The organism is Caldalkalibacillus salinus (genome assembly GCF_016745835.1).
GTDB lineage: Bacteria > Bacillota > Bacilli > Caldalkalibacillales > JCM-10596 > Caldalkalibacillus_A > Caldalkalibacillus_A salinus.
Window position 1 is genome coordinate 194,508 of sequence record NZ_JAERVL010000015.1, and the last position, 25,813, is coordinate 220,320.

A 25,813-nucleotide genomic window follows, 5' to 3' on the forward strand; every position below is an offset into this window, starting at 1 on the left:
TTTGTCTTATGAACTAGGACAATTAAGATTCTGATAGGCTGCGGCTGACCCGGGGGTTATGGAGAAGACATTACAAAACAACACTAAAAGCCGTCAAGATCGAGTTGACGGCCAGTGTCCATTACGGTATCTGTATTTGTTATCAGAAGCTTTAGGTCATAATAAAAAGAGGCTACGGTCTAAAATCTACCCTTACGTAAAACGAGAGGGATGCCACCAATAATAAAGAGGTACCGGAGATCGATAATCTTCTTCATGAGTGAAGCAATTGGACCGAAAATTTTCTTTTTACCAACGATACCGATCGCTTCTCCTTTACCTAATGAAGCCACTGTACCTTTGATTTCAGGTTGGAATTGACGTAATAATTTAGGTTGCCCTCTTACGACAGCCACAAGGTTTAAGGATAAGTTCATCGCCATTTGGATCGCCATTTGCGCTGTTGGAGGGTAAGGACGGTTAATTTCTTCATTAATAATGAGCGCACAGTCACCGACGACAAAAATGTCTTCGAAACCAGGCGCACGTAGATATTCGTCTACCTTCACACGGCCTCTCATCGTTTCAATACCTGCATTTTCAACGATACTATTACCGCGTACGCCACCCGTCCAAACAATCGTGCCTGCTTTAATTTCTTCACCATCTGCTAGAACAACGCCTTCAGGTGTACATTCCTTGATCGGTGTATCAATCTTAAACTCGACACCCTTTTTACGAAGCACGTCCATGGCATACTCAACAAGTTCCGGGTCAAAACCGGGTAGTGCCGTTGGCGCCGCTTCAATGTTGATAATTTTAACTCGCTCTGGATCGACATCAAATTCTTTGCAAAGCTTCGGTAAACGGTCTGCAAGCTCACCTACGAATTCAATCCCTGTAAAGCCAGCGCCTCCGACAACGAAACGAAGATAATCTTCACGTTCAGGTTCATTTTTATATTTAGCAAACATATACTCAATATGTTCACGGATATAGCGCACAGAGTTAATACTGCGAATACTAAAGGCATTCTCTTTTAACCCTTCGATACCGAATGTTTCAGGTTCGCTTCCTAAACTGATCACAAGGTGGTCATACTCTTGCTCCCCGTTTTCGAGTTGCACCTTTTTCTCTTCAGTATTAATGGACACTACAGTATCTTGAACAAAGTTGACACGCTTCGTGTTAAGTAGGTCGTTGATGTCGACTCGTGCACGGTCATGATGCATTGTTCCAGCTGCAGGTTGATGAAGCTCCGTAGTAATATAGTGGTAATCATGCTTATTGACTAGTGTAATCTCCGCTTCATTGTAGTGTAACTTTTTTTGGAGACGTTGAGCAGTGACAATACCACCGTAGCCACCACCAAGGATTAAAACTTTCTGTTTACTCATTTCAATCACATCCATTTTTTTATTTGTCTGCGTTTTACTGTTAATTTTCCCGTAACCTACGCGTTTAAAAGCATGAATCATTTGCCTATTTTAGCGAGAGGCTACGAGACCGAAATTGCTTCATGTGACAATGTCTATCTCTAGTATGCTAACCTACTGAGATTGTTCAGTATTTCACGAACAGTGCCACAAAAGAACACAACAGTGCTTACTTTTGACGTATTTTCCCTCATTAAGGTTTTCCCTCTTACATCATAGGGGGTATTGCGCAATTTTTCAAGACAAAATTGAATATTTTATTACATTTCAAGCTTTCATTCGTGTTTAAAAAAGCTTATAATAGTAAAAGATTGTCTTTTTTGCATTCTGAGTGGAGGTGTTTTGATGTCACGTGACGAGCAAGTGTTTGAAATCACTGTCATCGGCGGTGGGCCAACAGGGCTATTTGCAGCTTTCTATGCGGGTATGAGACAAGCAAGCTGTAAAATTATTGAAAGCTTGCCCCAATTAGGCGGACAGCTGTCAGCATTATATCCAGAAAAATATATCTATGACGTGGCGGGATTTCCAAAAGTTCGTGCCCAAGAACTCATTGATAACCTGAAAGAACAGCTAGATCACTTTGATACGAACGTTGCCCTTGAAGAAACTGTCGAGGACGTGTCTAAGAACGAAGACGGCATTTTCGAGATTCGTACAAATATGCAAACGCACCTATCTAAGACTGTTATTATTACAGCCGGCTGCGGTGCATTCCAGCCTCGAAAGCTAGATATTGAAGGTGCTGAAAAATTTGAAAGCACGAATCTTCATTACTTCGTTGATGATCTCCAAAAATTTGCTGGTAAAAACGTGCTCGTATGTGGTGGAGGAGACTCTGCCGTAGACTGGGCGCTCATGCTAGACCCTATCGCGGATGTGACTTTGGTTCATCGTAGAGATAAATTCCGTGCACATGAACACAGTGTTGAGAATTTGAAGCAATCGAACGTTAACATACAGACACCCTATCGCATCGTTGACCTTGTTGGAGAAGAAAAAATTGAGCGTGTGGTGCTCGAGCATTCTAAGACCAAAGAGCGTCATGAAGTTGAGGTTGATGCCCTTATTGTTAATTATGGCTTTATTTCTTCTCTTGGGCCTATTCAAAAGTGGGGACTTGAAATTGAGAAAGGCTCCATCGTTGTTAACTCTAGAATGGAGACAAACGTACCGGGTATTTATGGCGCAGGTGATATTACCACTTATCCAGGTAAGATTAAGCTGATAGCTGTAGGATTTGGGGAAGCACCAACAGCGGTGAACAATGCCAAATCTTTTATAGATCCAGACGCAAAGGTCCAACCTGGTCATAGCTCTCATATGAATTTTTAAGCAAGTGAACGGAAGTCCATAGAAAGATGGGATGAAAGAAGGAGTTGAATCCAAAGATTCAGCTCCTTTTTAAATGCCCGCAGCGTATAGATATGCCGATATTTTAGAGGATTCCTTAACAAAGTTGTTTTTATTTAACCTTCTTATAATGGGATAGGGTTTGTGTTGTTTTGATGTCAGGTGTGCGAGACGATTAATCCGATTGTGAACAACATCAATTTTTTGGCTCATTAATAAAACTTCAGGATGGTCGATTCCTTTTAACCTAGCCAACTCAATCATCTGCTTTTGCATACGTTCCATTTTTAATAATAGTATTTTTTCCATTGCAAATCCTTTCTTAACTTCTTTCGTCATTCTCTACCAACATCGTTTATTCTATCTAATTTTTACGCACTTTACAAACAAGATTTTCCACTATTTTTAGCCAATCATGTCGGAAAAAGGACCATCAAGTCGCTTTTATAAAAGTTTAACTTTTCTGAATTTTATAACGGAAGAGGCTATCCTTGTCACATCTTTAGTGTCCCTATATAATATAGGAGACATGCACTATCACGTCAAGTGCGAGTAGGAGGAATAGTTCATGAGTATCACACTCACTAATGTAGACTCAGACCTACAAGAAATCGTAGAAAAAGTAGAGCAAGGTGAAAGGTTAACCTTAGAGGATGGCATTAAACTTTATCATTCATCTGATCTTTTAACGATTGGCCAACTTGCCAATATGGTTAACCAACGTAAAAATCAAGATCGTGTCTATTTTATAGAGAATATGACCATTTACCACACTAACGTGTGTGAAGCACATTGTCGTTTTTGTAATTTCCGTAAGGATCCTGGAGAAGACGGTTCATATACTTATACAGGTGATGAACTAGTAGAGCAAGTCCATCAAAAGATAACGGACACTACACAAGAGTTACATATGGTTGGCGGGCACAACAATACCCAGTCATTTGATTACTATGTCGATATTGTCAGAAAGTTAAAGGCCGCTTTTCCACACCTACGAATGAAAATGTACACACCTGCCGAAATCGAGTTCTTCAGCCGTATCTCAGGCCTGTCTACTGAAGATGTACTGAAAACATTGCTTGATGCTGGTCTAGACACGATGCCAGGCGGTGGGGCTGAGATATTATCCGAGCGGTACCGTTTAAAAATGAGTCCGGAGAAGGTTTCAACAGATGAATGGTTGAACATTCACAGGCAGGCCCATCATTTAGGGATGAAAACCCATGCCACTATGTTATATGGCTCCATTGAAACAATCGAAGAACGCGTACAGCACATGTTACAATTACGCGAACTCCAAGACGAAACAAACGGTTACATGGTCTTTATTCCCTTAGCAGTACAGCCGATTAGCCCCAAAGCGGGTATAAAGCGACGTACCTCAGCTTTCGATGATATTAAAACGATCGCGATTAGTCGGTTAATGCTCGATAACTTTGACCATATTAAAGCTTATTTCATTAACATTGGAACACAGTTGACACAGCTTGCGTTAACCTACGGGGCTTCAGATGTACATGGGACCCTTATTGAGGAAAGAATTAGCCACGCAGCCGGGGCGCTTACACCAGCGGGACTCACACGAGACGAACTCGTGTGGTTAATTAAAGGTGCTAACAAAGTACCGATTGAACGAGACACGTTCTATAACACGATTAAAGTGTACGAATAAATAAATCGTAAACTTACAAAAAACCTGTTGTTATTCTATTTGGGAATACAACAGGTTTTTATATTTGTTCATATCGATGCTCAGTCTTTTTAACATTAATCAGTCAGTATAGAATTCACCTGTACAAATATATTCTGCGGGACCTGTCATCCACACGTGTGCATCGGTATGCCAACTAATCTCCAGGTCCCCGCCCAGTAGATGTACGGTAATCGGTTTACCTTGTGGCACAAGCCCACGTATATGCGCGGCCACTACAGCTGCGCATGCCCCGGTTCCACAAGCATAAGTCACACCTGAACCTCGTTCCCAGACACGAAAATCTATTTCTTTTTCATTGATGACCTTAATAAATTCCACGTTAATCCATTCGGGGAAGCATTCATGTTTTTCAATTTTTGGGCCGAGTGTTTCCACCGGGGCTTCGTTTATATCATCTACGAATATCACGGCGTGCGGATTGCCCATAGAAACACCCACAAAGGATATCGTTTCACCGTCAATGTCTAACTGTTCATCTGTCGCTTGATCTTGTAGGTCTTCACCGAACATCGGTAAGGCCGCCTTTTCTAGTCGAGGCTGTCCCATGTCAATCGTCACCGATTGAACAACGCCATGATCAACGTTGATGTTGGCGTCAACGATGCCTCCTAACGTTTCAATCTGAAACTGTGTCTTATTTACAATACTGTGATCGTAAACGTATCGGGCAACACAGCGCAGACCGTTCCCACAATTCTTAGCTTCCGATCCATCTGAGTTAAAGACTCTCATTTTGATGTCTGCCGTTTTAGAAGGGGCAATAAGTATCATACCGTCTGATCCAATACCCGTTTGAATTTCAGATACCTTGCGAGCTAAGGAAGGCAAACTGTCTTCCTCTAACGGCTCCTCAAACTGATTAATATATATATAATTATTGCCCAACGCGTGCATTTTAGTAAATTTAACTGCCTTTGTCATCTTCGTTTGCTCCTCTTCATATACAAAAAGAGTGGATTTTATCCACTCTTTTTTGTTCATCATATTCTATTTTACCATGCACGTATATCTTAGGAAACCATACCGACTAATGTAGGACCTGCATGAGATGAAGTTGCTTATCTTTACTTAGATCGATAAACTTATCATTGACTTGAACAAGCGGCCGGGAGGGGTGATTCGGATTGACGAGTAACACCTTGCCCCTTTCACCTGTGGAAAGTAAAACATCTTTACCTACGAGGGTGTCTAATGTCTTGTTCAAGAATGTGTTCACAATCTTTGGGTGCAGTCGACCTAGTTCATCTTGTCTTAACTGATTAACCGCCTCATAGAAAGGTAATGGGTCTTGATATACCCGTTTAGACGTCATAGCGTGGAACACGTCTGCTACGGCTACTATTTTACTAAAATAATCTAAACGATCCCCTTTCAGACCATAAGGGTAGCCACCGCCATCTTCCCGTTCATGGTGTTGCAAAGCGACCACAGCTGTGCGTTCAGATACACCTGGTGTTTCCTTTAACAATTCATAACCGTAAACGGTATGTTGCATCATTTCTTCAAATTCAGCCTTTGTTAGCTTACCAGGCTTATGTAGTATATGTTCAGACACTTTCATTTTGCCGACATCATGTAAAAGCGCGGCTGTCGTTAAGTGAGAGAGTTCCTCATCATCAAATCCTAACCATTTACCCAGAATGGTACTGATGACGGCTACACCAATATTATGGCGGTAAGTATAATCGTCTTTAGCTTGTAACGCGTGAAGTAATTCAAAATAGTTCCGATGTTCCGTCGATTCAGCTATGACTGGTAAAATATTCTGCTTAATTTCATCAAAGGGGAGTTTATTCGAGTATCGTACTTCATCAAAAATGGTTTTAAACACCTTTGTCGCGTCTTCAATGACCGAGAGATCCACATCTTTTTTATATGTGTTTTGTGGCTGCTCTGATTCGGTGTAAATATCTTTATCTGTTAATTGATATCGGTGCTTCCTGAGAAGTTCTATATGCTCTTCTGTTAGAACTGTATCCTTAGGAAGCAGGAAAACCCCTTGATCCGAGATGATGTCTACTTTAAGTTTTACTCCATCGGATATCTTTATCTGTTCCATCCCAACACCTCAATGACATTATTTTTGACCCATTTTGACCCTCAATGCCTTTTATCCAGTAAACTTACTTCCATATCTTCCTGTAAAATTCCTTCATAAAAGGACAATTATTTTTAAAAATCGACAAACGACGTGACTTTTATCCATTTTTCGTCAATAAAACGAATTGAACAAGACACTTTAAGACATGCATGGCAATTAAAAAAACACGGATGTGTTAAACATACCGTGTCATTGCCTCAGTTAAGTAGGTATAAATGGTCGGGATGGCCGGATTTGAACCGACGACCTCTTGGCCCCCAGCCAAGCGCGCTACCAAACTACGCTACATCCCGATCGATATAGTCCTATATAGCTTTCTGATTCAATCTTAATGTATCATAGAAGGAGATATTTTTGCAAGATGATCTTGAGAGGGGTGAAGCTTGTGAATAACCTAAACAAATGGACACAACAAGATCAGTTTGATAGCCTAGTGACACCACAAGTTGTGGTCCATAAGGAGACACTCCACCGTAACATTTCTAGCATGGCTCAGTTTGCAATAAAGCAAGGATTAGTCATGCGTCCTCACATTAAAACACATAAATCAATCAATATATTACATTTACAGTTTGAATATGGTGCGAGCGGTTTTACTGTCGCCAAGCTCTCTGAGGCAGAAGCGTTGCTCGAAGCGGGCTTCAAACAAAATATTTTCTCTTTTCGTCCATCCATTCTGATTGGCTTTCCTATCGTTGGCGAAAGAAACTTAGCACGGGTAAAAGCTTTACAAGACCAGGCGGAGGTCATTTTAATGGCTGATTCCCTCCAGCACTTACAAGCGTACAGCGCTTTCGCCAAAAGACATCATGTGACTTTTTCCATCACCATTAAAATCAATACTGGTTTAAACCGATGTGGCTTGGAGCCAAACCCTGAATGCGTGATGCCTCTACTAGAAGAGGGGTTCAATATGGAAGGGATTCGTATTATCGGTATGATGACACATGCTGGACATGCGTACGGGGCAACTACTGAGACTGAAGTGTATGATATTGCTCTTCACGAAGGGCAGCAGATGGTTGAGCTCAAACAATTCATGATGTCTAAACTCGCTGACACTGACTATCATGAGCAATTAAAGGGGCTTACTATCAGTGTCGGGTCGACACCCACCGTTCGTGTGTCTGGCACTGTCCAAGGCGTAGATGAAATCCGACCTGGTAATTTTGTATTTCATGATCGGACACAGGTTCATTTGGGCGTGGCGCGTTGGGAAGATTGTGCGCTTCGTGTCAGAAGCCGCATTGTGTCTCATCCTACGTCAAATCGTTGGGTTATCGATGCTGGGGCAAAAACATTAGGGCTTGATAGGGGGGCTCATGGACGTGGAGAGTTGAAGGGACATGGTGCCGTTGTAGGTGAACCCAACCTTACGCTCTCACGTTTATCGGAAGAGCATGGTGTGTTAGAAGGTGAGGCACAGCAAGCATTAGACGTTGGCGATGTGGTTGAAGTTATCCCTAACCATGCCTGTCCTGTCGTGAATCTCACTCACTGCTTACATATGATTGCTAAGGATGGTCAGGAATCGGTATGGCCCGTTACAGCGACACAACGAAACTATTAACATTTTAGTGAACATACCATGTCTATCCTCATATCTGTTTGCTTAACATGATAGAATGTAGGCGAGTACATAAAAGAAAGGAAGAACGGCATGAAATGGGAAAATGACGCGATATTGTTACTTGATGAATTGGTACAGCCCATTCCTTTGTTTGTCCGCCCGATGGCCAAACGAAGTGTAAAGAAGAAAATTATAGAAATTGCTCAACAAGCGTCTAAGGCAAAAATCGAAAAAGATGACGTCGTGCACGGTTATATAGCGGCTGCCCCAAAGAAAGATGTGAACCGATTGAGGTCTTTCTTGGACGAAAAACGCATTGATTATACGTCATACGAACATTATCTAAAAGAGTCTTAAACGCCTTTTACGAATAAATAAAGCTTCTTCTATAGGTTAGAAGAAGCTCTTAGCTTACCCGTTATAATCGTATGTGTATGACATTAGATATGACATTGGCCATATGACGTCGTTAATGAAGTTATCACTCAGCCAAAAGACATAGATAATGCAAACGCTTAGAACAATTCCTCCTCTTCTTTCCGCACTTGTTCACGAATATTTTCTAATAATGTTTTTGGCGTTTCACCAGTGACGATCGTCCCATTTACGAGGGCGTACGGTGACTCATAGCACTGTCCACAGAACCCTAAACATCCATATTCTATAACATCAAGATTGTTGTCTTTTTCCAATTCCTCTTTTACTCTGTGTGTTCCAGCTGCCAAGTTACTTTGACAGAACTCAATGATCGGTCTCATGTCATCCCAACCTTTCTCTTCACTCTAAACACAATGCTAATAGGTGTTTCACATCTCGTCAAATTTTCTGGCATCATGGCGCTTTTTTATGCTGTAATATAAAGCAAATTGTTGATTTTTCATAAAAACTTCGTTAAGATGAACAAGGATTCTATTGTTATATTAATCATTCATTATTTTGCTTGTCATATCAAGGTTTCACATCATTATTTTGATATCGGTTGCAATCGAGAAAGGAAGTCGGCAGATGAGCAGAAATATCGTCATATTAGGTGGAGGCTACGGCGGATTACGGATATCTCAACGTTTATTATCAAGTGAACTACCGCATAATATACAACTTACCATGATTGATCGTCAACCCTATCATTGTCTAAAGACAGAATATTATGCATTAGCGGCCGGAACAGAGTCTGACACAGCACTTCGAGTCCCCTTTCCAGAGGACTCTAGACTGAACTTAAAGTATGGTGAAATCACAGACATTAACTTAGATAAGAAACAGGTTCTTCTCAATGATCACGAAGTCATTGAGTATGATTTTGTGATCATCGGACTCGGTTGCGAAGACAAATACCACGGTGTGCCAGGTGCTCCTGAACACACATACAGTATTCAAAACATGGAAGGTACACGTGAGACCTACAAAGCTTTGAATAATGTTAAAGCCAATGGAACGATCTCCATTGTTGGGGGTGGGTTAAGCGGCGTAGAATTAGCTTCAGAGCTCAGAGAAAGTCGCTCTGACCTTAATATCACCATCTACGATCGTGGAGAAAGCATATTAGGCCCCTTCCCAGAGAAGTTGCGAGAGTATGTCAGAGAGTGGTTTGAAGAACACGAAGTGAAACTTTGTCACCATGCCAACATCACAAAGGTTGAGCCAAACACACTGTATAATCATGATAAACCTATTGAAAGTGACGTGATCGTCTGGACTGCTGGCATTCAAGCCAATCGCCTTGTGCGAGAACTTCCTGTAGAAAAAGATCATATGGGTCGTGTGGTGTTAACGGAGCATCATTATATTAAAGCATTTCCGGAAGTGTTTGTTGTGGGTGATTGTGCGAGCTTACCCCATGCACCTAGTGCTCAATTAGCTGAAGGCCAAGGAGATCAAATTGCCCTTGTTCTACAAGCGTTTTTAAATGAACAACCATTACCGGAGCTTCCTCAAATTAAACTAAAAGGTGTTTTAGGTTCATTAGGTAAAAAACACGGGTTCGGATTAATGGGGAATGCCTCTTTAATCGGTCGTGTTCCGCGCGTATTAAAATCAGGTGTATTGTGGATGTATAAGCACCACTTAGGATAATGGGATAAACGACTCACTATCACAATACAATAGTACAATTATTTAATATCATAACGGTTATTTATTTTCTTAATCTTAATATATTCATAAAAGTGATAACCCCCCGTCAATTCTTTGACGAGGGGTTTTTTGGGTGTAAATAAATGTTTATATTTAAAATCTCTTGGTTTAAACGTCTTTCTTTAAACGTCTTTCTTTAAACGTCTTTGTTTAAGCGTCTTTGTTTAAATGTGGTTTTAAACATTTTGGACTTTTGCGTTTTGGTCCAAACGTTTTTCGCTGAACGTTTTTGATTGAAGCGATGTATTCTTAGGGGTTTGAACGGGCATTTACCCTTCTAACGCTTGGGTTAAGTCTTCAATGAGATCCTCAATATCTTCGAGCCCTACAGATATGCGTACTAGGCCGTCTGAGATGCCCAATTCTGCTCTTCTTTCCGCCGGTATAGAAGCATGGGTCATTTTAGCTGGAACGGAGATCAGACTTTCCACTGCGCCTAGACTTTCCGCCAGCGTAAAGTACTTCACGCGACTTAATACCTGCTCGGCTCTTTCCCCGCTTCCCACGTCAAAGGAAAGCATACCGCCAAAACCGCGGGATTGCTTCGTCTGTATATCATGCCCAGGGTGATCCTTCAGACCTGGATAGAATACGGCCTTGACATCATCACGCTTCGTCAAGAAATCTACGATTTGACGCGTATTTTCTTCATGCTCTTGCATTCTGATTCCCAGCGTTTTAATCCCTCGAATCAGAATCCACGAGTCTTGAGGGCCTAAAACCCCTCCGACGGAGTTCTGTACGTGATGCAACTGCTCTCCTAGCTCTTCATCCTTAACAACAGCAAGGCCAGCGACAACATCACTGTGGCCTCCCAGGTACTTAGTGGCACTGTGTGTGACGATATCGGCACCTAACTGTAGTGGGTTCTGCCAATAAGGTGTCATAAACGTGTTATCGACAATCAGCATCAACCCTTTATCCTTACATAGGTCAGCTACTGCGGGGATATCAGACACTTTTAGCAGTGGATTACTCGGTGTTTCCAAAAATACGGCCTTTGTGTTATCCTGTATCGCCGCTTCGATATCCGCTAAGTGGCTCGTATTGACATAAGTCACCTCAATGCCAAAACGATCGAACACGTGAGATAACACACGATAAGTCCCTCCGTATACATCATCACCAACAATAAAGTGATCCCCCGCCTTAAAAAGCATCACGATGGCGGATATAGCCGCCATCCCTGACCCAAAGGCAAAGCCTCTCGTCCCTCCTTCAATCTCAGCGATTAAGGCTTCGCAGGCGTGACGGGTAGGATTACCCGTTCTAGAATATTCAAAGCCACGGTGCTGACCGATGGCATCCTGTTTATACGTACTCACTTGGTAAATCGGGACTGAAACAGCACCTGTGTGCTCATCCCCGTCTATACCACCATGAATCAGTTTAGTTTTGAGTTTCATACGTTGTTTCCTCCTTGATCTTGGTATATGTGTTGGCTTAAGTAGCGTTCGCTACTATCGGCAAAAATCGTAACGATATGGGCGCCATTTTTGGCTTGTTGCGCTTCTTTTAATGCGGCTGCAAAGGCGGCTCCTGATGAACTACCGACGAGAAGACCTTCCTTTTGAGCTAATTGTTTCACATAGTAAAAAGCTTCATCATCCGTAATGGTGTGAATGGCATCGAAGTAGGATTGATCCATGTAAGACGGAATGAATTCCATACCAATGCCTTCTGTACGGTGAGGACCCTGCTCGCCACCATTTAAAATCGATCCCTCCGGCTCTACAATGACCGTTTTCGTTTCGGGATTTTGTTCTTTCAAATATTGAGACACGCCCATGAACGTACCACCCGATCCTGCACCAGACACAAATATATCCACATCGCCTTCTAATTGTTCCCATAATTCCGGACCTGTTGTCTTGTAATGGGCAGCAGGATTCGCCGGGTTTTGAAATTGTTGGGGACAATACGCCCCGTCAATCTCCTGCTCTAATTGCTTCGCTTTCTCTATGGCTCCTTTTATCCCTTCACTTGTAGGTGTGTTGACGACTGTTGCTCCTAGCGCCTTCATCAACTCCTGCTTTTCCACGCTAAACTTTTCCGGCACCACAAACATAACGTTATAGGGGCGACTGACAGCAGCTAATGCTAAGCCAATCCCTGTATTTCCAGCAGTCGGTTCTATAATCGTTCCGCCGGGTGTTAGCTTCCCTTTTTTCTCGGCGTCTGCAATGAGTTCCATGCCTAGCCGATCTTTTACACTGCCACCTGGATTATAATATTCTAATTTTGCAAAGAGGCGTACATCTTGAGGAAGATCGAACTGTGTGATCTCTACAATTGGCGTATGACCAATCAGTTCCTTTACTCCAGTATACACTTTTTTCATCGTTATTCCACCTATTCCAATAATTTTAGTATGGATTAAAAAGGATTTCCCTGATGTTCACTCTCCTATTATTATAACTTCTTAGAAAAAATAAGCCAATTCATAGATTTTTTGCACACAGGGTAATATAATAGTAGTAGAAAGGAGTGTTGAAGATGACTGAAGCAACTCTTGAATCTCGCGTACAGGATGTATTAGATAAACTTCGCCCGTTTCTTCAACGAGACGGTGGGGATTGTGAGCTCGTTGCCGTTGAGGAGGGCATTGTTAAACTTCGTCTATTAGGTGCGTGTGGGAGCTGTCCTGCTTCTACTATGACACTTAAGGCAGGGATTGAGCGTGCCCTTACAGAGGAAATCCCTGAAGTACAAGAAGTAGAACAAGTTTTCTAAGACAACGATTAGAGAATCTCCTATCCATTGAAACATGAGCGTATAAGCTTTGAAAGACATCCTAATTTTGGGATGTCTTTTATTATTATACACACTGTTTTGCCTCATTTTGTTCGCTGTTAGGCCTTTTTATTTGGTCTCTTTGCCTTCATCAGCATGATCAGATGCAAGGTGTTGATCAAAAAATTGAATGACACGCTCGGTATAGGCTTCCGGGTAATCTGCAAAGCTTTCAACATGGTCTGAACCTTGAGGCACCCATAGCTCTGTCTGAGATTCATACGCTTGCTGAATCTGCAAGCTATTCTCATAGGGTATGGCCTCATCACCGTCACCATGAATTAATAAGACGGGAGATTTGGGTTCCTCTGCACCTCTTGGACTCACTTGATCAACTTCAATTCCAGTTAATGCGGGAAGGGTGCCCAAAATCACAGGGGTGAAGGGAAAATTGGGTAAATTAGACCAGTAAGATAAGTTGGACTCTAAATATTCACGAAGGTCGGAAAAAGGTGAATCTGCTACAGTCGCACTGACCAGAGACTCTTTTTGGGCTGTCATAAGTGCTGTAGACGCCCCCATGGAAAAACCAATCACCCCTATAGGGAGGTCTGGAGACTTGCGATGGGCATACTGTATCACTGAGATGAGATCTTCCTGCTCTTTAAATCCGACCGTCGTTTGGTCTCCTTCAGAATCACCAGAATTTCTAAAATCAAACAAAACCACTTCGTAATCTTCAGTCACTATGGCTTTCGCTAAAGCGAGAGCAGGCAAAGCGTCTTGTAAGCGATTGTTTCTGTAGCCATGGGCAAAAATAATGGTCCCCTTTGGCTCGTCTGTTTCTGCGAATACATGCCAGCCTTTTAATGTGACCTCATCAGAGCCTTGTCCTGATGTCACTTGAATATCATCGTATTGTAAACCGTAATCAGTAGGGGTTTCATCTAACGTTTTTCGGTCAGGATGCGTTAATGACCACCCCACATAGACTGAGATACTGATAATTGCTATGATGATGACAGCTAGACTAGAACAAACTGAAATGAGGCACCATTGTTTTAGCGTTAAACGTCTTTTCAATTTTGGCTGCGGTTGTTGAAAACCTTCACCCATCGTATTCCCTCTCTTCACTTCATTTTACAAACATTGGAATTCCATTCTTTTTTTAATATACCATGGAAGTTTTGTCCGCGTCTATGCATACTCTCACTGTATTCAACTCAAGATAATGAGAGCTTATTTTTTGATAAAACCGATTCATTTAAAGGGCTGGTGAAGTTATGACGAAGAAAGGTGCCATGAAGGAGCATTGTTTAAACTTACTCAATGAGCGTGGTGTTCAGGTCGAAGACATTGCCGAGCTTGTTTACTTTTTACAGGAGAAATACGTCGATGACTTAAGCATGGAGGACTGTTTGGCTAACGTTGATAAAGTGATTTCCAAACGCGAAATTCAAAATGCGATACTAACTGGCGTTACTTTGGATAAAGCAGCGGAACAAGGGTTGATTGAACAGCCTTTATTGGACATTATTCTAGAGGATGAGGGTCTGTACGGAGTAGATGAGGTTGTCGCCCTTTCAATCGTCAATGTCTACGGCAGTATTGGATTTACGAACTACGGGTACATTGATAAGCTTAAGCCAGGGATTCTAGAGAAATTAAATGATAAGTCAAGCGGGGCCTGTCATACCTTTTTAGATGATATCGTTGGGGCCATTGCAGCCAGTGCGTCGAGCCGATTGGCTCATGCGGAGGCCCATGAAGAAGAAGAGGGATCGTAACCCCCTCTTCATCCCTCAATTAGCCCAGTGTGATATCGTGCTCATACTGTAGCAAATGATCCCATTTGTACGTAGGTTGGGCTTTCTTTTTTTCAAGCTCCTCTTTTGAAGTGAACCCTGTAAACACAATGGCTGTATCTACACCGGCACGAATACCAGTTGAAATATCTGTGTCGTAATTATCACCTATTAACAAGGCATCCGATTGTTCAATCTGTTTCTCTTTCAAAATCATGTCCAACATGAGTGACTCCGGCTTCCCTATATAAAGTGGAGCGGTACGAGTTGCTGTTTCCACAACGGAGGTGATGGCGCCGTTACCAGGCAATAGACCTCTTTCTGTCGGTAAGGCTTTGTCAGCATTAGTGGAGATAAATGTTGCACCTGCTCGCACAGCAATGGTGGCTTTGGCCAATTTTTCATAGGTGACGTGTCTATCTAAACCGATAATTACATAATCACAGTGCTGCAGCTCTTCTTCGCTGTCCACAAGACGACATCCCGCCTCACTCAATGCTTGTTGAAGTCCCTTTTCTCCTATCATGTACACTGAAGGTGCCTGAGATTCTCGTGTTACATAGTCCGCTGCCGCCTTACTCGTCGTGTACACTTGCTCCGGTTTAACAGGAATATCGAAGCCTTGTAAATGAGTTAGGACATCGCTGGTGGTCTTCGTGGAATTATTGGTCAAAAAAATGTAATCTTGTCCCGTTTCGACAAGTTGTTGAACAAAGGGGGCGGCTTCATCGATACGTTCATTGCCACGGTACATTGTCCCATCTAAATCAATGATCATTAGTTTATAGTTTTTGTGCATGATACACGTGCCTTCCTTCCGTTACGTTTGATGTGGTCATACTTATTGTTTATTTCTTCCTGAAGATTCATTTCCTCCATAAAGAGAAGGAACCCCGCTCAGCTTGAACGAGATTCCTGAATAATATATTTACAATGTTTCCCGCCTTTAGCGAGACATTCTGTTCGTTCAACGTGCTCTGTTCCTAAAAGTTTCTGGAAAAGAGAGAGCTCACAGTTACAAGCTTCATTATATTCTTTGGCGACATGGGCGATAGGACAGTTGTATTCTTGAAAGACGTACCGATCATCCTGTTGTTTTTCCCACTGTACCATATAGCCCTTATCATTTTGTATGTTAGCAAGTGTCTGGACTTTCTCCTCAAACGTCAAGCCTTCCATTCTGGTCCTATGGTTAGTCTCCAGTCGTTCCTCCCTGCGCTTAAAGAGCGTTTGCACTTTACTTTTTCCCTCAAGTTCTTCAATATCTTTGAGAAAATCGAGTGTAATATCGGAATAATTACGAGGAAAAACTTCATCCCCCTTTTCAGTCAGGGAATAAACGTTGGTAGGTCTACCCATAGCCTGACGTATACGCTCGGTTTTTAAGTATTGATCTCGCTCTAGGGTGTTAAGATGTCTACGCACAGCCATTTCTGTAATGCCCAACTGCTGTGCTATATCGCTCACGGGCATAGCCCCTTGGGTTTTTAAGATATAAAGTATCTCTTCACGTGTGGAGGTGTTTTCCGTCGCCACGTCGCTCACCACCTTTACTTGTATATTTTACATCATCCTTCACCTAAAGTAAATTTGTGGCCTTATTCTTTAGGCTTAAATGCACTCACCGGACCCAATTGTGTACGGATGTAGGTTCTAATTCTGTCCGGGAAAGCCTTTAAGCTCTCCTTTGACCGGTGAAACACATGCCAAAGATCCTCTACAGTACTTTCTGTATAGTGGGTCATGAGCCATTTCCTTTGTTTAATGTATCCAGTGATCAGTTTGACATCGTTGTGTGTAAGAACATCTTCATCACCCAAAATGATAATAATGTCTTCGTAGCTTCCTGGATCCCTCATAATAAACCCGTCAATCATTTGATTCCCTACATCTAGTATAGCTTCTATAGACATATGGATGGCACGTTCAAACGCGAGCTGATGTAGCATCGTTACCGGAATTCCCTCGTACTGTTCGGCATGCTCGAGTACGCTTTGAATATATTGTAATCTTTGTTCTAATAAGTCTTGGTCTACAAAGTACATGATAAACCGCCCTCCTAGAATCTTATTTTTTCTTTCTCTTGCTGACGATCACCAGTACGATAAATGTCAACACGATTCCAAGGAGCGTTATCATCGCCATTCCCTGCTCCATCCTGTTCCACCTCTTTGTGTTGCAATTTATTTTATTTTATACTAATTTAGAGTGAGAAAAAAGTTGAAGACGTGAGGAGAGACGATTTCATGAGCGATGCAATGTTTATGTATGATGATACAGAAGACACCCAGACACGGTTTGTCGGTTTTATAGGTGAAACCAAACGATTTGACCTCGCCCTCACCAGTTCACAACGTTTTTTTGGGAAGTTGCTAGTCCATGACATTCAAACAGGACGCTCAGCAATTATAGGTGACGACGATTTAAAAGAGGAAGGCTATTTAGAGCACGTATATCAACTGAGTGAAGAAGAAGCGCAAGAGTTACATGCTTTCTTGGAACAAGTGGTTACAGGTTAAGTGTAGCTCATTTTGGTTAGAAAGAGAGCCACATTTGCAAAAAAGTGAGTGCCAGTTTGAGGGCACTCACTTTTATTTTTCTGGCTTTTTACCTTTTGGTTTTTCATTTGAACCTTGGCGTTGGGCACTTTTTATTTTTTTTAAGACAAAGTAAGCACAGCCAAAATTACAATATTCCTGTAAATACTCATCCAACGTGCTTATTTTCGCGTCATACGCCGGCTTGGCCTTTTTATTGTGGTCATCATAAAAACCTCGCAAGCGAAGTTGACTATAACCCCAATCCCCTACAATATAATCATATTTAGATAAAATATCGCTAAAACGTTCCTGAAATGCTTCTATATCCCAACCGTCTCGTTCGTCTTGAAGCAGTTCATATTCTGTTCCTTGAACTTCAATCATGTTCATCACTCCTTAAAGGATAGTTATATGATAACACCTCCTGCATGGAAAGGAAATATTTTATATATCATCTTTCCTAAAGAGCGGGGCAATCTATGCAATAAGGAGGTGGAAAGTGGAGTGAGGATAAAACATATATTGATTATAGCTTTGAGTTCAGTGTTGCTTATTACTGGGTGCCAACCGAACGATCAACAGCAAGGAATGGGTGCACAATCACAAGACCAAAACCATTTTGGCTCCAAGCAAGCCCAGTATCAGGGTAAAGGGGCACAGTCCATCTATCGGAATCGCCAAGGTCAGGGTGCTAATTATGATGCACCAGAGCGTAGCATCTTTCCACTTGCGCAACAACAGCAGCAAAGCGGTACAGACCAAAGTGCCCGTCTTAGAGATGGTGATAGTCCCGGAACACGTACAGGGCGTGACCAGATGCCTTATGGTTATGCTGAAAGCTCTGTAAACGACCCATTCGCAGCTCAAGCTGGGTATGGGGCACAGTCTTATATAGACCGTCAAGTATTGGCAGACACCATTTCTCAAGTGATCGTCGGATTACCACAAGTAGATGATGCCTCTGTATTGGTCACTGACCAGAATTGTATCATTGGGTATCGTCCAAACGAAAACGCCCAAAATATGGGACAGCAAAACGGGCAAAACGCAGGCGCAGGACGAAACAATGGTCAACAGGCTGGACAAAATGGAACCACAGCCCAGGGTAATCAACAGGGAGACATCAACAATATTGTGGAAATGTCAGGGCTGAGCTGTACCCCAAGATGGTTCAAAGTTTATGCGACAGATGATATGGACCTTGTTCAGAGTGCGACGCAGGCAGATAACGATGGCACAGACGCTCGTAAATCCATTAGCAAAGAGGTCGAGCGTATTATTGAACAACTGGGGGGACCTAAAAACAGTTGGGACCAACCGTATATTCCTAACATGGATGCGGGTCAAGGCGGAAAAAGTGGTCAACAGGCCCCTATAGAAAATGCAAAACAGCAGCAAGGCAATAATAGCCGCTAATACGCGTGCACGTTGAAAACGCTTGGATGAGCCATCCAAGCGTTTTTGTATGTTTATGTTTTTTGTGTTTTGTCTATTCGTTTATAAAAAGTCCGTAGCTGCACTTTTAGTTGGATGTAGAAACGGCCTGGCCCTCCGTCTCTTGGCTATTATTCTGTGCTGATTGAACCTGCTCGTGAGCGTGGTATGAAGAACGCACTAATGGTCCTGATTCTACGTGGCTAAAGCCGCGTTTTAAGCCTTCTTCTTTAAGTTGAGCAAATTCATCAGGATGCCAGTACTTCTCAATTTTAAGATGCTTCTTCGTGGGTTGTAGATATTGTCCGAGTGTCAGAATATCGACATTGTGAGCACGTAGGTCATCCATGGCTTCAATAATGTCGTCCCATGTTTCCCCTAAGCCTAACATAATACTTGACTTGGTTGGGACATTTGGCTGCATGTCTTTTGCTTGAGCCAATAATTTAAGAGATCGATCATACTTTGCTCTTGCACGGACACGGTCAGACAAACGACGAACTGTTTCTATATTGTGGTTTAAGATATCAGGCTTGGCGTCCATAATAATCTGCAAAGCATCTTTGGACCCCATTAAGTCTGGAATTAATACTTCTACACTACATAGCGGAAGCTTTTTACGAATCGCTTTGATGGTTTCAGCGAAGATGGTTGCCCCGCCATCCTTGAGGTCGTCTCTCGCCACTGAGGTTACAACGGCATGTTTTAAATTCATTTTTTCAGCCGCTTCCGCCACTCTTTCAGGTTCTGCCCAATCTAATTCTGTTGGCAGGCCTGTTTTGACAGCACAGAAACGACACGCGCGTGTACAAATATCGCCCAGTATCATAAAGGTTGCCGTTTTGTGAACAGCCCAGCATTCGTAAATGTTAGGACATCTCGCCTCTTCACAAACTGTATGTAACGTTTTGTCCCTCATCATTGATTTGAGTTCATTATAATTATCATTCGTTCTTAATTTAATTTTAAGCCATTCTGGTTTGCGTTCAGCCATTTATAAACACTCCGTTTCTACCAAAGATTAGCTAAAACCAGTGATCCCATCACTTTGTATTCTAACACGATTGTGGTGTTTCAAGATATTCCACACTATTATAACCTTCTTTTTAGCTTAGACCAACTCTAAAAACCTATTCCCATGAAATGGATTCATGAAACATCTTCTTTTATTGCAAAATAAGAAAAGCTGACGTTTAAAATCAGGTATGTGTTTGGAGGTGTCAACCTTTGTTGCGTATTAAAGCATTTACCCTTGCCTTTATTTGTATTTGTCTATTAGCGGCTACTTTCCCGATCACCTCCGCTCACGCCGAGCAAGAAAAATCAGAAGAAGAGATACGGGATGAACGCATGGCACTTTACCTTAAGTACGAAGCCTTAACTTCTGTGCCATGGTATTATTTAGCGGCAATAGATCAATATGAGCGTACAGTACAAAAGGTGAGAAAAGATATTCCCACGCAAGGTGGAAGTATTTCGATTTACTACAAACCCTCTGACTGGAGTGGGATTTTAAACCCTAACCCTGAAGAGACTTTCGTCGAATCCATCCGTTTTTTCGAAGGACTTGGACGAGATGGAAACAATGACGGACTCGCCAGTCGTGAAGATGACGAAGATGTCCTCTATACTATGGCCCATTATTTATCACAGTATGGTGCGAACATGGATGATTTTAAAATTGCACTCTGGGACTATTATCACAATGATTTAAGTGTGAAGCAAGTCACAACGATCGCTAAAATTTACCGACACTTCGGAACGTTGGATTTAGACCGTCGTGCTTTCCCCCTTCCACTGACCCATTCATACAGTTACCGTAGTACATGGGGAGATGGTCGAGGATGGGGAGGTCGCCGTATTCATGAAGGGACCGACATCTTTGCTTCTTACGGCGTACCGGTCCGTTCGACCACATACGGGATAATTGAGATTATGGGCTGGAACAGGTACGGTGGTTGGCGTGTAGGCATTCGGGATGCTAACAATGTCTATCACTACTTCGCCCATCTATCTGGCTTTAATGATGAGGTGAAAGAAGGCGATATCGTCGAACCTGGGACAGTTGTAGGATACGTCGGTAGTTCCGGCTACGGTAAGCCAGGGACCTCAGGTAAATTTCCTCCTCACTTACACTATGGCATGTATAAATTTAATGGTCGAACGGAATGGTCTTTTGACCCGTACCCTTATTTAAGAGTATGGGAAAAACAAGAGTGGAAACGCCGAAAGAAAAATTAAAAACGAATATGTTAGCGGCTGACTCATGTGTCGTGATGACAATGACGTCAGCCGCTTTTTATTATCTGATTTTTATTATTCAGTTGGAATTGTCACGTTAGGAACAGGCGACAAGTTGCCGTCGCTGCCTTTAAAGTATACATTGGGCACGTCTCCAGGAAGCACATGCACCTCAATCGGAAACTCGGTGGTGACAACAGCCTCATCCGATGTAAACGGAATCACAATCTGCACATCTGCTTCGATGGTTAAGTATACTTCGATTGACACCACGTTAATCCCCGCTTCCTCCATTCTCACGTCAATATCCGCTTTTGCTGCCCCCAGAGGGACAAGTGTAATGGGGACATTGGGACCTAATTGGGCTAAGATATTACTATTAAGCGCTTGCCCTAAGGGAATTTCAATCGGTTCTTTTGCCAGCTCCATGAGCAACTGATTCGCTCTATCCGTTACCTGCGTAATAATTCGTGCTTGTTTGGATTGGTCAAAAGAAATAAGGGTGATACTCTCCGATGAGTCCTTCTCAATTACAGCGACTTGATTGGACCCTTCCATGTCTTCCGTTATTTTTTTTGATATCGCATCGGTGATGGTTAAGGTCGCAATTTGTTTCACGTAGGTCCTTGCGATTTCTTTTAATGCTGGTTCTAGGTTTCTCTCTACATATAAAAAACCCTGTATAGATAGCAGTGTAATTAGAATCAGGACGATCAATAGGACGTGACGCATTTTTAGTGGCCCACGACGAGTGGTTTTGAAGCGTTTTGACATGCGATCCCCCCTCTCTTTACCATGTCTATGCACGACGGCTTGTCATCATGGTATAAGCCCTAAATTTTTTGATAGACAGGAAAAGCGCCTAGCTGATATAATAAGGTCAAAATGTTGCACAAGGGCAATTTTTTTAGTACGGAAAAAAATTCACATACTCACATACCTGTAAACATGATTAGGCACATCTTTGTAAACAATGAATATAGTAGTAATACCTCATGTTTTTGTTTTTGCGAAAACATTATTTTTATATCTAAAAGTTGTATGAAGGCAACTTTTATAGTTGGACGAAACAAGCAAAAAAATGATAGGACTTTTATATAAATGGAGGGAGAAGCATGAGTGTTCATACGAAGACGCCTGTTAGTCAATCCTTGTCCTCAAACGCTTCCGAAACGGATATTCCTGCCATTGAAGTGGATAATTTGAGTGTGTCATACGATAGAGAAACGGTGTTTTTTCCTTCTAGTGTCTCCCTACAAAAGGGTCATGTGATCGGCATATTAGGACCAAATGGAGCCGGCAAATCTACGTTTCTCAAGTCCATCATGGGTCTCATCCCTAAAGATCAAGGAAAGATTACATTTTTTAACCAGAAGATATCGAAGTTCCGAAAAAAGGTCGCTTATGTGCCCCAACGGACGGATATTGATTGGCATTTTCCCGTTTTGGTACGTGATGTGATTATGATGGGGCGTTATCCCTTACAAAAGTGGTACCAACGCAACCGTCAAGAGGACCATGACATCGTGCAGCGTTGTCTGGAAAAGGTACATTTGACATCTTTTGCAGATCGGCAGATCGGTCAACTATCCGGGGGTCAACAACAAAGGGTGTTCTTGGCTCGTGCACTCGCACAAGAAGCCGAATTATTTTTATTAGATGAGCCTTTTGTCGGTGTTGATGCTACAACGGAGGACATTATGGTGGAACAGTTAAAAGCCTTAAAAGCTGAAGGAAAAACCATCCTTGTCGTCCACCATGACCTGAGTAAAGCCAATCAATACTTTGATCAGTTACTGCTCATAAACCAAAAAGTGATCGGCTACGGCCCTGTAGACAAAATGTTTCAACCTGAATGGTTACAGAAAACATATGGCGGACAGTTAACAATGTTGTCTCAGCATGATCAAGTGACGGTGATCCACTGATGGAAACATTACTATCAGTTATATGTCAACCGATGCTAGGCATCGTGAACGTATTTGAAAACGTGTATGAACAGCTGTATTTATTTGCCGATGCCTTAGTACGATATTCTTGGCTACAGCAAGCGTTATACGCTTCTATTCTCGTCGGCATCATCTGTGGTGTCGTTGGTTGTTATATTATTCTTCGAGGGATGGCATTGATGGGGGATGCTATTTCGCATGCTGTTCTACCTGGCGTCGCAATATCATATCTATTGGGCACCGGCTTCTTTATCGGTGCCGTTGTCACAGGTATATTGACGGCATTAGGGGTAGGATTCGTTAGTCGTAACACACGTGTCAAGGAAGATTCCGCTATCGGTATTATGTTTACAGCCGCTTTCGCTTTAGGGATCGTGATTATTAATCTCATGGGAAGTATGGAATTCGACTTGTATCATATCCTGTTTGGAAATGTACTAGGCGTATCAAGCGTCGATTTACAATTCCTGTTCTGGATAGGGGTACTCGTACTCGTATGCGTCATCGTCTTTTACAAGTCCTTACTCGTGTCTACCTTTGACCCTACAATGGCTAAAGCGGTCGGCATTCCAACCGGGTGGATTCATTACCTGCTCATGCTACTGTTATCCCTTGTGACCGTGGCTTCGCTTAAAGCGGTCGGGATTATACTGGTTGTGGCTATGCTAATTACACCTGCGGCTACCGCTTATTTATTAACAGACCGTCTCAGTGTCATGTTGTGGATCTCTTCAATTGTCGGTGTGGTCTCCTCTGTGACAGGTCTGGTATTATCTTATATTCTGGATGTGTCCTCGGGTGCATCTATCGTACTCGTTGCGACTTTCTTCTTTTTCTTAGCGATGTTATTTTCACCGAAACAGGGCATCTTGAGAAGAAGATTTCGATTACGTCGGGCTTCGTAACGGAGCTCTTACCAATAACACATCATTTTCTTTTTTCGTCACCTTGAGTGCTTGAATGTAGTAGAAAATGATGTGAACAATAAAAAACGCTTATAGAAGGAGTTAAGCTATGAGAGGTAGAATACTATGGCTTTCGTTCGTCGTTATGGCTGTCATGGCACTAACGGCCTGCTCATTGGGCGAAGAGATCGAGAAGGAAAAAGTACATGTCGTCTCTTCTTTTAGTGTGCTACATGACATTGTCAGTAAAGTCGGAGGTGAAAGAGTAAAAGCGGATTTCCTTGCACCTTTGGGTGAGGACCCACATGAATTTGAACCGACACCGGGTACGTTCCGCTTGATGGCTGAAGCGGACATTATATTTTATAACGGTTACAACCTGGATTACTGGATTCAAGGCCTCGCACGAAATGCTGAAACCCAAGCGAAAGAAGTGACTTTAACGGATGGTGTGGCTTCTATTCCGTTAAGCGAAGAAGCGGGTGACTTATCGGGGGCAGAAGATCCGCACGCATGGTTAGATCCTAACGCTGTGATCATTTACGCTGAAAATGTGGCTCAGGCTTTAATAGAACAAGATCCTGAAGGCGCAGATTATTACCAGTCCCAATTAGACGCCTATATTGAAGAATTGGAAGATCTGGATCAGTGGATTGAAGAACAGGTCGCGCTCATACCAGAGGAACACCGTTTCATTGTCACAAGTGAAAGTGCCTTTAAGTACTTTGCTAGAGCTTATGGCTTTGAGTATGACGCCATTTGGGAAATTAATGCCCATGAAGAGGGAAGCCCACAACAAATGTCTAGACTGATTGAAAAGATTATCGACCGGCAGATTCCTGCTGTATTCTTAGAAACCTCGGTGGATGCTAGACCGATGGAAAGAGTGGCACAGGATGCAGGAGTCGATATCGGTGGGCGCGTGTTTACAGATTCATTAGGAACGGAAGGATCGAACGCGGTGACTTACAAGGACATGATGACACATAACGTGACAGTGATAGTGGAGGGGCTGAGACAGCAATAGTCAGGTGGACAGCGTATAAATGCTTTAAATGAGCACACATTAATAGGGGTAAAATGTTTTATTAATATTAACAACTGTTTGTTGACGTCACTCGGCAGCGCAACACGTTGTCCCTAAACACGTAGCTTTGATATAGGAAGTGATGTATCATGATTGATATGATATTTGAGATGATTGTGCTCTTTTTAAGAATCGTCACCATTTTACCCCTGCTTCTTTTTGTCACTTTGATGATGGGTAAACGCTCCATCGCAGAGCTCCCTGTATTCGATTTTCTCGTTGTCATCACACTGGGTTCAGTCGTTGGGGCTGATTTAGCGGACCCAACGATTGAACATTTACATACAGCCGTGGCTGTGGTCACCATTGGTTTTATTCAAATAATCGTCTCCAAATTAAAGTTATCTCATCGCAAATTTGGACGTTTAATTACTTTTGAACCTACTATCGTCGTACATAACGGTGTTTTTCTTAATCAAAATATTAACCAAATAAAATACTCCGTTGATAATATATTGAACTTACTGCGTCAAAAAGGTGTATTTGACGTCAGTGAAGTGGCGCTGGCCATCGTTGAAGCTAACGGTGAACTCACTGTACATAAAAAAGAACAGTATTCCAGTGTCACAATTGAAGACTTAGGACTATCTAAAACCTCAAAGGGGATCGCATACCCGGTTATCATCGAAGGGTTTGTGTATGATCAAGTGTTGGAAAAGCTCAACCTGAACCGCGATTGGATTGATCAAAAGTTAAAAGCGAAAAATATAGATTTACAATCTGTCTTTTTCGCCTCAGTAGACAAGGACCATCATCTACATGTGTCCGTTAATCAAGATGAGCACAGTCCTTCGAGTACAGCACCACCTATAATGAACTAAGTCGCTTCAAAG

Annotated in this window: 29 protein-coding genes and 1 tRNA gene; 14 read left to right on the forward strand and 16 right to left on the reverse strand. The window is 42.4% G+C overall.

All coding sequences use genetic code 11. The features are described from left to right. Positions 1-179: 179 nt before the first annotated feature. Complete coding sequence (locus JKM87_RS10490) at positions 180-1,376, reverse strand: NAD(P)/FAD-dependent oxidoreductase (RefSeq protein WP_202080302.1); 1,197 nt, start codon at positions 1,374-1,376, stop codon at positions 180-182. A gap of 384 nt (positions 1,377-1,760) precedes the next feature. On the opposite strand from JKM87_RS10490, the gene JKM87_RS10495 reads away from it, so the two are divergent. Beyond that, positions 1,761-2,750 carry an NAD(P)/FAD-dependent oxidoreductase gene (locus JKM87_RS10495; RefSeq protein WP_202080303.1) on the forward strand — a complete coding sequence of 330 codons (990 nt, stop codon included), beginning with the start codon at positions 1,761-1,763 and terminating at the stop codon, positions 2,748-2,750. Positions 2,751-2,819: 69 nt separating this feature from the next. On the opposite strand, the gene JKM87_RS10500 is transcribed toward JKM87_RS10495, so the two are convergent. Further along, on the reverse strand, positions 2,820-3,107 hold the full coding sequence (locus JKM87_RS10500) for an aspartyl-phosphate phosphatase Spo0E family protein (RefSeq protein ID WP_202080304.1): 288 nt from the start codon (positions 3,105-3,107) through the stop codon (positions 2,820-2,822). Positions 3,108-3,336: 229 nt separating this feature from the next. Between JKM87_RS10500 and mqnE the strand changes: the two genes are divergently transcribed. Then, the gene (gene mqnE, locus JKM87_RS10505) at positions 3,337-4,440 is read left to right on the forward strand and encodes an aminofutalosine synthase MqnE (protein ID WP_202080306.1); all 1,104 of its coding nucleotides are present in this window, start codon (positions 3,337-3,339) and stop codon (positions 4,438-4,440) included. Between the two features lie 99 nt (positions 4,441-4,539). On the opposite strand, the gene dapF is transcribed toward mqnE, so the two are convergent. The 3 genes from dapF to JKM87_RS10520 all read right to left on the reverse strand — a co-directional run bounded on the left by dapF (position 4,540) and on the right by JKM87_RS10520 (position 6,876). Continuing rightward, positions 4,540-5,403, reverse strand: a complete 864-nt coding sequence (dapF, locus tag JKM87_RS10510) for a diaminopimelate epimerase (RefSeq protein ID WP_202080307.1) — start codon at positions 5,401-5,403, stop codon at positions 4,540-4,542. A 106-nt stretch (positions 5,404-5,509) separates the two neighbouring features. Continuing rightward, the gene (locus JKM87_RS10515; protein WP_202080308.1) at positions 5,510-6,541 is read right to left on the reverse strand and encodes an HD-GYP domain-containing protein; all 1,032 of its coding nucleotides are present in this window, start codon (positions 6,539-6,541) and stop codon (positions 5,510-5,512) included. A 258-nt stretch (positions 6,542-6,799) separates the two neighbouring features. Continuing rightward, positions 6,800-6,876: transfer RNA gene (locus JKM87_RS10520), tRNA-Pro, on the reverse strand. Between the two features lie 92 nt (positions 6,877-6,968). On the opposite strand from JKM87_RS10520, the gene JKM87_RS10525 reads away from it, so the two are divergent. Together JKM87_RS10525 and JKM87_RS10530 are read left to right on the forward strand one after the other, a co-directional pair. Further along, entirely contained in the window at positions 6,969-8,153 is a 1,185-nt protein-coding gene (locus JKM87_RS10525; protein ID WP_202080309.1) for an alanine racemase, read from the forward strand. A gap of 90 nt (positions 8,154-8,243) precedes the next feature. Next, the gene (locus JKM87_RS10530; protein WP_202080310.1) at positions 8,244-8,510 is read left to right on the forward strand and encodes a DUF2621 family protein; all 267 of its coding nucleotides are present in this window, start codon (positions 8,244-8,246) and stop codon (positions 8,508-8,510) included. 158 nt (positions 8,511-8,668) lie between these two features. On the opposite strand, the gene JKM87_RS10535 is transcribed toward JKM87_RS10530, so the two are convergent. Next, positions 8,669-8,911: a YuzB family protein gene (locus JKM87_RS10535; protein ID WP_202080311.1), complete on the reverse strand. Its 243-nt coding sequence runs from the start codon at positions 8,909-8,911 to the stop codon at positions 8,669-8,671. A 247-nt stretch (positions 8,912-9,158) separates the two neighbouring features. Here JKM87_RS10535 and JKM87_RS10540 point away from each other — a divergent pair, with 247 nt between their 5' ends. Then, a complete protein-coding gene (locus JKM87_RS10540) occupies positions 9,159-10,226 on the forward strand; it encodes an NAD(P)/FAD-dependent oxidoreductase (RefSeq protein WP_202080312.1) in 1,068 nt (355 codons plus the stop codon). Between the two features lie 329 nt (positions 10,227-10,555). Here JKM87_RS10540 and JKM87_RS10545 read toward each other — a convergent pair whose 3' ends face one another. Together JKM87_RS10545 and cysK are read right to left on the reverse strand one after the other, a co-directional pair. Continuing rightward, positions 10,556-11,692 (reverse strand): bifunctional cystathionine gamma-lyase/homocysteine desulfhydrase, encoded by a 1,137-nt coding sequence (locus JKM87_RS10545; protein ID WP_202080313.1) that lies wholly within the window; start codon positions 11,690-11,692, stop codon positions 10,556-10,558. Continuing rightward, positions 11,689-12,627, reverse strand: a complete 939-nt coding sequence (gene cysK, locus JKM87_RS10550) for a cysteine synthase A (RefSeq protein WP_202080314.1) — start codon at positions 12,625-12,627, stop codon at positions 11,689-11,691. The genes JKM87_RS10545 and cysK overlap by 4 nt, the downstream gene beginning before the upstream one ends. Before the next feature lie 155 nt (positions 12,628-12,782). Here cysK and JKM87_RS10555 point away from each other — a divergent pair, with 155 nt between their 5' ends. Further along, positions 12,783-13,019 (forward strand): NifU family protein, encoded by a 237-nt coding sequence (locus JKM87_RS10555; protein WP_202080315.1) that lies wholly within the window; start codon positions 12,783-12,785, stop codon positions 13,017-13,019. A 129-nt stretch (positions 13,020-13,148) separates the two neighbouring features. On the opposite strand, the gene JKM87_RS10560 is transcribed toward JKM87_RS10555, so the two are convergent. Then, positions 13,149-14,135, reverse strand: coding sequence for an alpha/beta hydrolase (locus JKM87_RS10560; RefSeq protein ID WP_202080316.1), 987 nt, complete (start codon positions 14,133-14,135; stop codon positions 13,149-13,151). A gap of 167 nt (positions 14,136-14,302) precedes the next feature. Between JKM87_RS10560 and JKM87_RS10565 the strand changes: the two genes are divergently transcribed. After that, positions 14,303-14,806, forward strand: coding sequence for a phosphatidylglycerophosphatase A family protein (locus JKM87_RS10565; protein WP_202080317.1), 504 nt, complete (start codon positions 14,303-14,305; stop codon positions 14,804-14,806). A 19-nt stretch (positions 14,807-14,825) separates the two neighbouring features. Here JKM87_RS10565 and JKM87_RS10570 read toward each other — a convergent pair whose 3' ends face one another. The 4 genes from JKM87_RS10570 to JKM87_RS10585 form a co-directional block, all read right to left on the reverse strand. Continuing rightward, positions 14,826-15,626 carry a TIGR01457 family HAD-type hydrolase gene (locus JKM87_RS10570; protein WP_202080394.1) on the reverse strand — a complete coding sequence of 267 codons (801 nt, stop codon included), beginning with the start codon at positions 15,624-15,626 and terminating at the stop codon, positions 14,826-14,828. A 95-nt stretch (positions 15,627-15,721) separates the two neighbouring features. Further along, positions 15,722-16,360 (reverse strand): ArsR family transcriptional regulator, encoded by a 639-nt coding sequence (locus JKM87_RS10575; protein ID WP_202080318.1) that lies wholly within the window; start codon positions 16,358-16,360, stop codon positions 15,722-15,724. Positions 16,361-16,422: 62 nt separating this feature from the next. Next, complete coding sequence (locus JKM87_RS10580) at positions 16,423-16,869, reverse strand: DUF86 domain-containing protein (RefSeq protein ID WP_202080319.1); 447 nt, start codon at positions 16,867-16,869, stop codon at positions 16,423-16,425. Positions 16,870-16,891: 22 nt separating this feature from the next. Further along, a complete protein-coding gene (locus JKM87_RS10585) occupies positions 16,892-16,981 on the reverse strand; it encodes an LPXTG cell wall anchor domain-containing protein (protein ID WP_202080320.1) in 90 nt (29 codons plus the stop codon). A gap of 89 nt (positions 16,982-17,070) precedes the next feature. Here JKM87_RS10585 and JKM87_RS10590 point away from each other — a divergent pair, with 89 nt between their 5' ends. Next, positions 17,071-17,343 carry a DUF3055 domain-containing protein gene (locus tag JKM87_RS10590; protein ID WP_202080321.1) on the forward strand — a complete coding sequence of 91 codons (273 nt, stop codon included), beginning with the start codon at positions 17,071-17,073 and terminating at the stop codon, positions 17,341-17,343. Positions 17,344-17,415: 72 nt separating this feature from the next. Here JKM87_RS10590 and JKM87_RS10595 read toward each other — a convergent pair whose 3' ends face one another. Then, the gene (locus JKM87_RS10595) at positions 17,416-17,748 is read right to left on the reverse strand and encodes a YutD family protein (protein WP_202080322.1); all 333 of its coding nucleotides are present in this window, start codon (positions 17,746-17,748) and stop codon (positions 17,416-17,418) included. 159 nt (positions 17,749-17,907) lie between these two features. Here JKM87_RS10595 and JKM87_RS10600 point away from each other — a divergent pair, with 159 nt between their 5' ends. After that, positions 17,908-18,780, forward strand: coding sequence for a YhcN/YlaJ family sporulation lipoprotein (locus tag JKM87_RS10600; protein WP_419761857.1), 873 nt, complete (start codon positions 17,908-17,910; stop codon positions 18,778-18,780). Between the two features lie 106 nt (positions 18,781-18,886). Here the strand turns inward: JKM87_RS10600 and lipA are convergent, their stop codons facing one another. Continuing rightward, positions 18,887-19,792: a lipoyl synthase gene (lipA, locus tag JKM87_RS10605; RefSeq protein ID WP_202080324.1), complete on the reverse strand. Its 906-nt coding sequence runs from the start codon at positions 19,790-19,792 to the stop codon at positions 18,887-18,889. Positions 19,793-20,025: 233 nt separating this feature from the next. Here lipA and JKM87_RS10610 point away from each other — a divergent pair, with 233 nt between their 5' ends. After that, the gene (locus tag JKM87_RS10610) at positions 20,026-21,039 is read left to right on the forward strand and encodes a M23 family metallopeptidase (protein WP_236838745.1); all 1,014 of its coding nucleotides are present in this window, start codon (positions 20,026-20,028) and stop codon (positions 21,037-21,039) included. A gap of 75 nt (positions 21,040-21,114) precedes the next feature. Here the strand turns inward: JKM87_RS10610 and yunB are convergent, their stop codons facing one another. Continuing rightward, entirely contained in the window at positions 21,115-21,813 is a 699-nt protein-coding gene (gene yunB, locus JKM87_RS10615; protein ID WP_202080325.1) for a sporulation protein YunB, read from the reverse strand. Between the two features lie 341 nt (positions 21,814-22,154). Between yunB and JKM87_RS10620 the strand changes: the two genes are divergently transcribed. From JKM87_RS10620 to JKM87_RS10635, 4 genes are all read left to right on the forward strand, one after another. Further along, on the forward strand, positions 22,155-22,967 hold the full coding sequence (locus tag JKM87_RS10620; RefSeq protein ID WP_202080326.1) for a metal ABC transporter ATP-binding protein: 813 nt from the start codon (positions 22,155-22,157) through the stop codon (positions 22,965-22,967). A 32-nt stretch (positions 22,968-22,999) separates the two neighbouring features. Then, a complete protein-coding gene (locus JKM87_RS10625) occupies positions 23,000-23,893 on the forward strand; it encodes a metal ABC transporter permease (RefSeq protein WP_202080396.1) in 894 nt (297 codons plus the stop codon). Positions 23,894-24,002: 109 nt separating this feature from the next. Next, positions 24,003-24,920, forward strand: coding sequence for a metal ABC transporter solute-binding protein, Zn/Mn family (locus JKM87_RS10630; protein WP_202080327.1), 918 nt, complete (start codon positions 24,003-24,005; stop codon positions 24,918-24,920). Between the two features lie 152 nt (positions 24,921-25,072). Further along, a complete protein-coding gene (locus JKM87_RS10635) occupies positions 25,073-25,801 on the forward strand; it encodes a DUF421 domain-containing protein (RefSeq protein ID WP_202080397.1) in 729 nt (242 codons plus the stop codon). The last annotated feature ends 12 nt before the right edge of the window (positions 25,802-25,813 follow it).

Coding starts and splice junctions, on each gene's coding strand:
- JKM87_RS10490 (WP_202080302.1), bottom strand. CDS start 1,376: ATGAGTAAACAGAAAGTTTTAATCCTTGGTGGTGGCTACGGTGGTATT.
- JKM87_RS10495 (WP_202080303.1), top strand. CDS start 1,761: ATGTCACGTGACGAGCAAGTGTTTGAAATCACTGTCATCGGCGGTGGG.
- JKM87_RS10500 (WP_202080304.1), bottom strand. CDS start 3,107: ATGACGAAAGAAGTTAAGAAAGGATTTGCAATGGAAAAAATACTATTA.
- mqnE (WP_202080306.1), top strand. CDS start 3,337: ATGAGTATCACACTCACTAATGTAGACTCAGACCTACAAGAAATCGTA.
- dapF (WP_202080307.1), bottom strand. CDS start 5,403: ATGACAAAGGCAGTTAAATTTACTAAAATGCACGCGTTGGGCAATAAT.
- JKM87_RS10515 (WP_202080308.1), bottom strand. CDS start 6,541: ATGGAACAGATAAAGATATCCGATGGAGTAAAACTTAAAGTAGACATC.
- JKM87_RS10530 (WP_202080310.1), top strand. CDS start 8,244: ATGAAATGGGAAAATGACGCGATATTGTTACTTGATGAATTGGTACAG.
- JKM87_RS10535 (WP_202080311.1), bottom strand. CDS start 8,911: ATGAGACCGATCATTGAGTTCTGTCAAAGTAACTTGGCAGCTGGAACA.
- JKM87_RS10540 (WP_202080312.1), top strand. CDS start 9,159: ATGAGCAGAAATATCGTCATATTAGGTGGAGGCTACGGCGGATTACGG.
- JKM87_RS10545 (WP_202080313.1), bottom strand. CDS start 11,692: ATGAAACTCAAAACTAAACTGATTCATGGTGGTATAGACGGGGATGAG.
- cysK (WP_202080314.1), bottom strand. CDS start 12,627: ATGAAAAAAGTGTATACTGGAGTAAAGGAACTGATTGGTCATACGCCA.
- JKM87_RS10555 (WP_202080315.1), top strand. CDS start 12,783: ATGACTGAAGCAACTCTTGAATCTCGCGTACAGGATGTATTAGATAAA.
- JKM87_RS10560 (WP_202080316.1), bottom strand. CDS start 14,135: ATGGGTGAAGGTTTTCAACAACCGCAGCCAAAATTGAAAAGACGTTTA.
- JKM87_RS10565 (WP_202080317.1), top strand. CDS start 14,303: ATGACGAAGAAAGGTGCCATGAAGGAGCATTGTTTAAACTTACTCAAT.
- JKM87_RS10580 (WP_202080319.1), bottom strand. CDS start 16,869: ATGTACTTTGTAGACCAAGACTTATTAGAACAAAGATTACAATATATT.
- JKM87_RS10585 (WP_202080320.1), bottom strand. CDS start 16,981: ATGGAGCAGGGAATGGCGATGATAACGCTCCTTGGAATCGTGTTGACA.
- JKM87_RS10590 (WP_202080321.1), top strand. CDS start 17,071: ATGAGCGATGCAATGTTTATGTATGATGATACAGAAGACACCCAGACA.
- JKM87_RS10595 (WP_202080322.1), bottom strand. CDS start 17,748: ATGATTGAAGTTCAAGGAACAGAATATGAACTGCTTCAAGACGAACGA.
- lipA (WP_202080324.1), bottom strand. CDS start 19,792: ATGGCTGAACGCAAACCAGAATGGCTTAAAATTAAATTAAGAACGAAT.
- yunB (WP_202080325.1), bottom strand. CDS start 21,813: ATGTCAAAACGCTTCAAAACCACTCGTCGTGGGCCACTAAAAATGCGT.
- JKM87_RS10620 (WP_202080326.1), top strand. CDS start 22,155: ATGAGTGTTCATACGAAGACGCCTGTTAGTCAATCCTTGTCCTCAAAC.
- JKM87_RS10625 (WP_202080396.1), top strand. CDS start 23,000: ATGCTAGGCATCGTGAACGTATTTGAAAACGTGTATGAACAGCTGTAT.
- JKM87_RS10630 (WP_202080327.1), top strand. CDS start 24,003: ATGAGAGGTAGAATACTATGGCTTTCGTTCGTCGTTATGGCTGTCATG.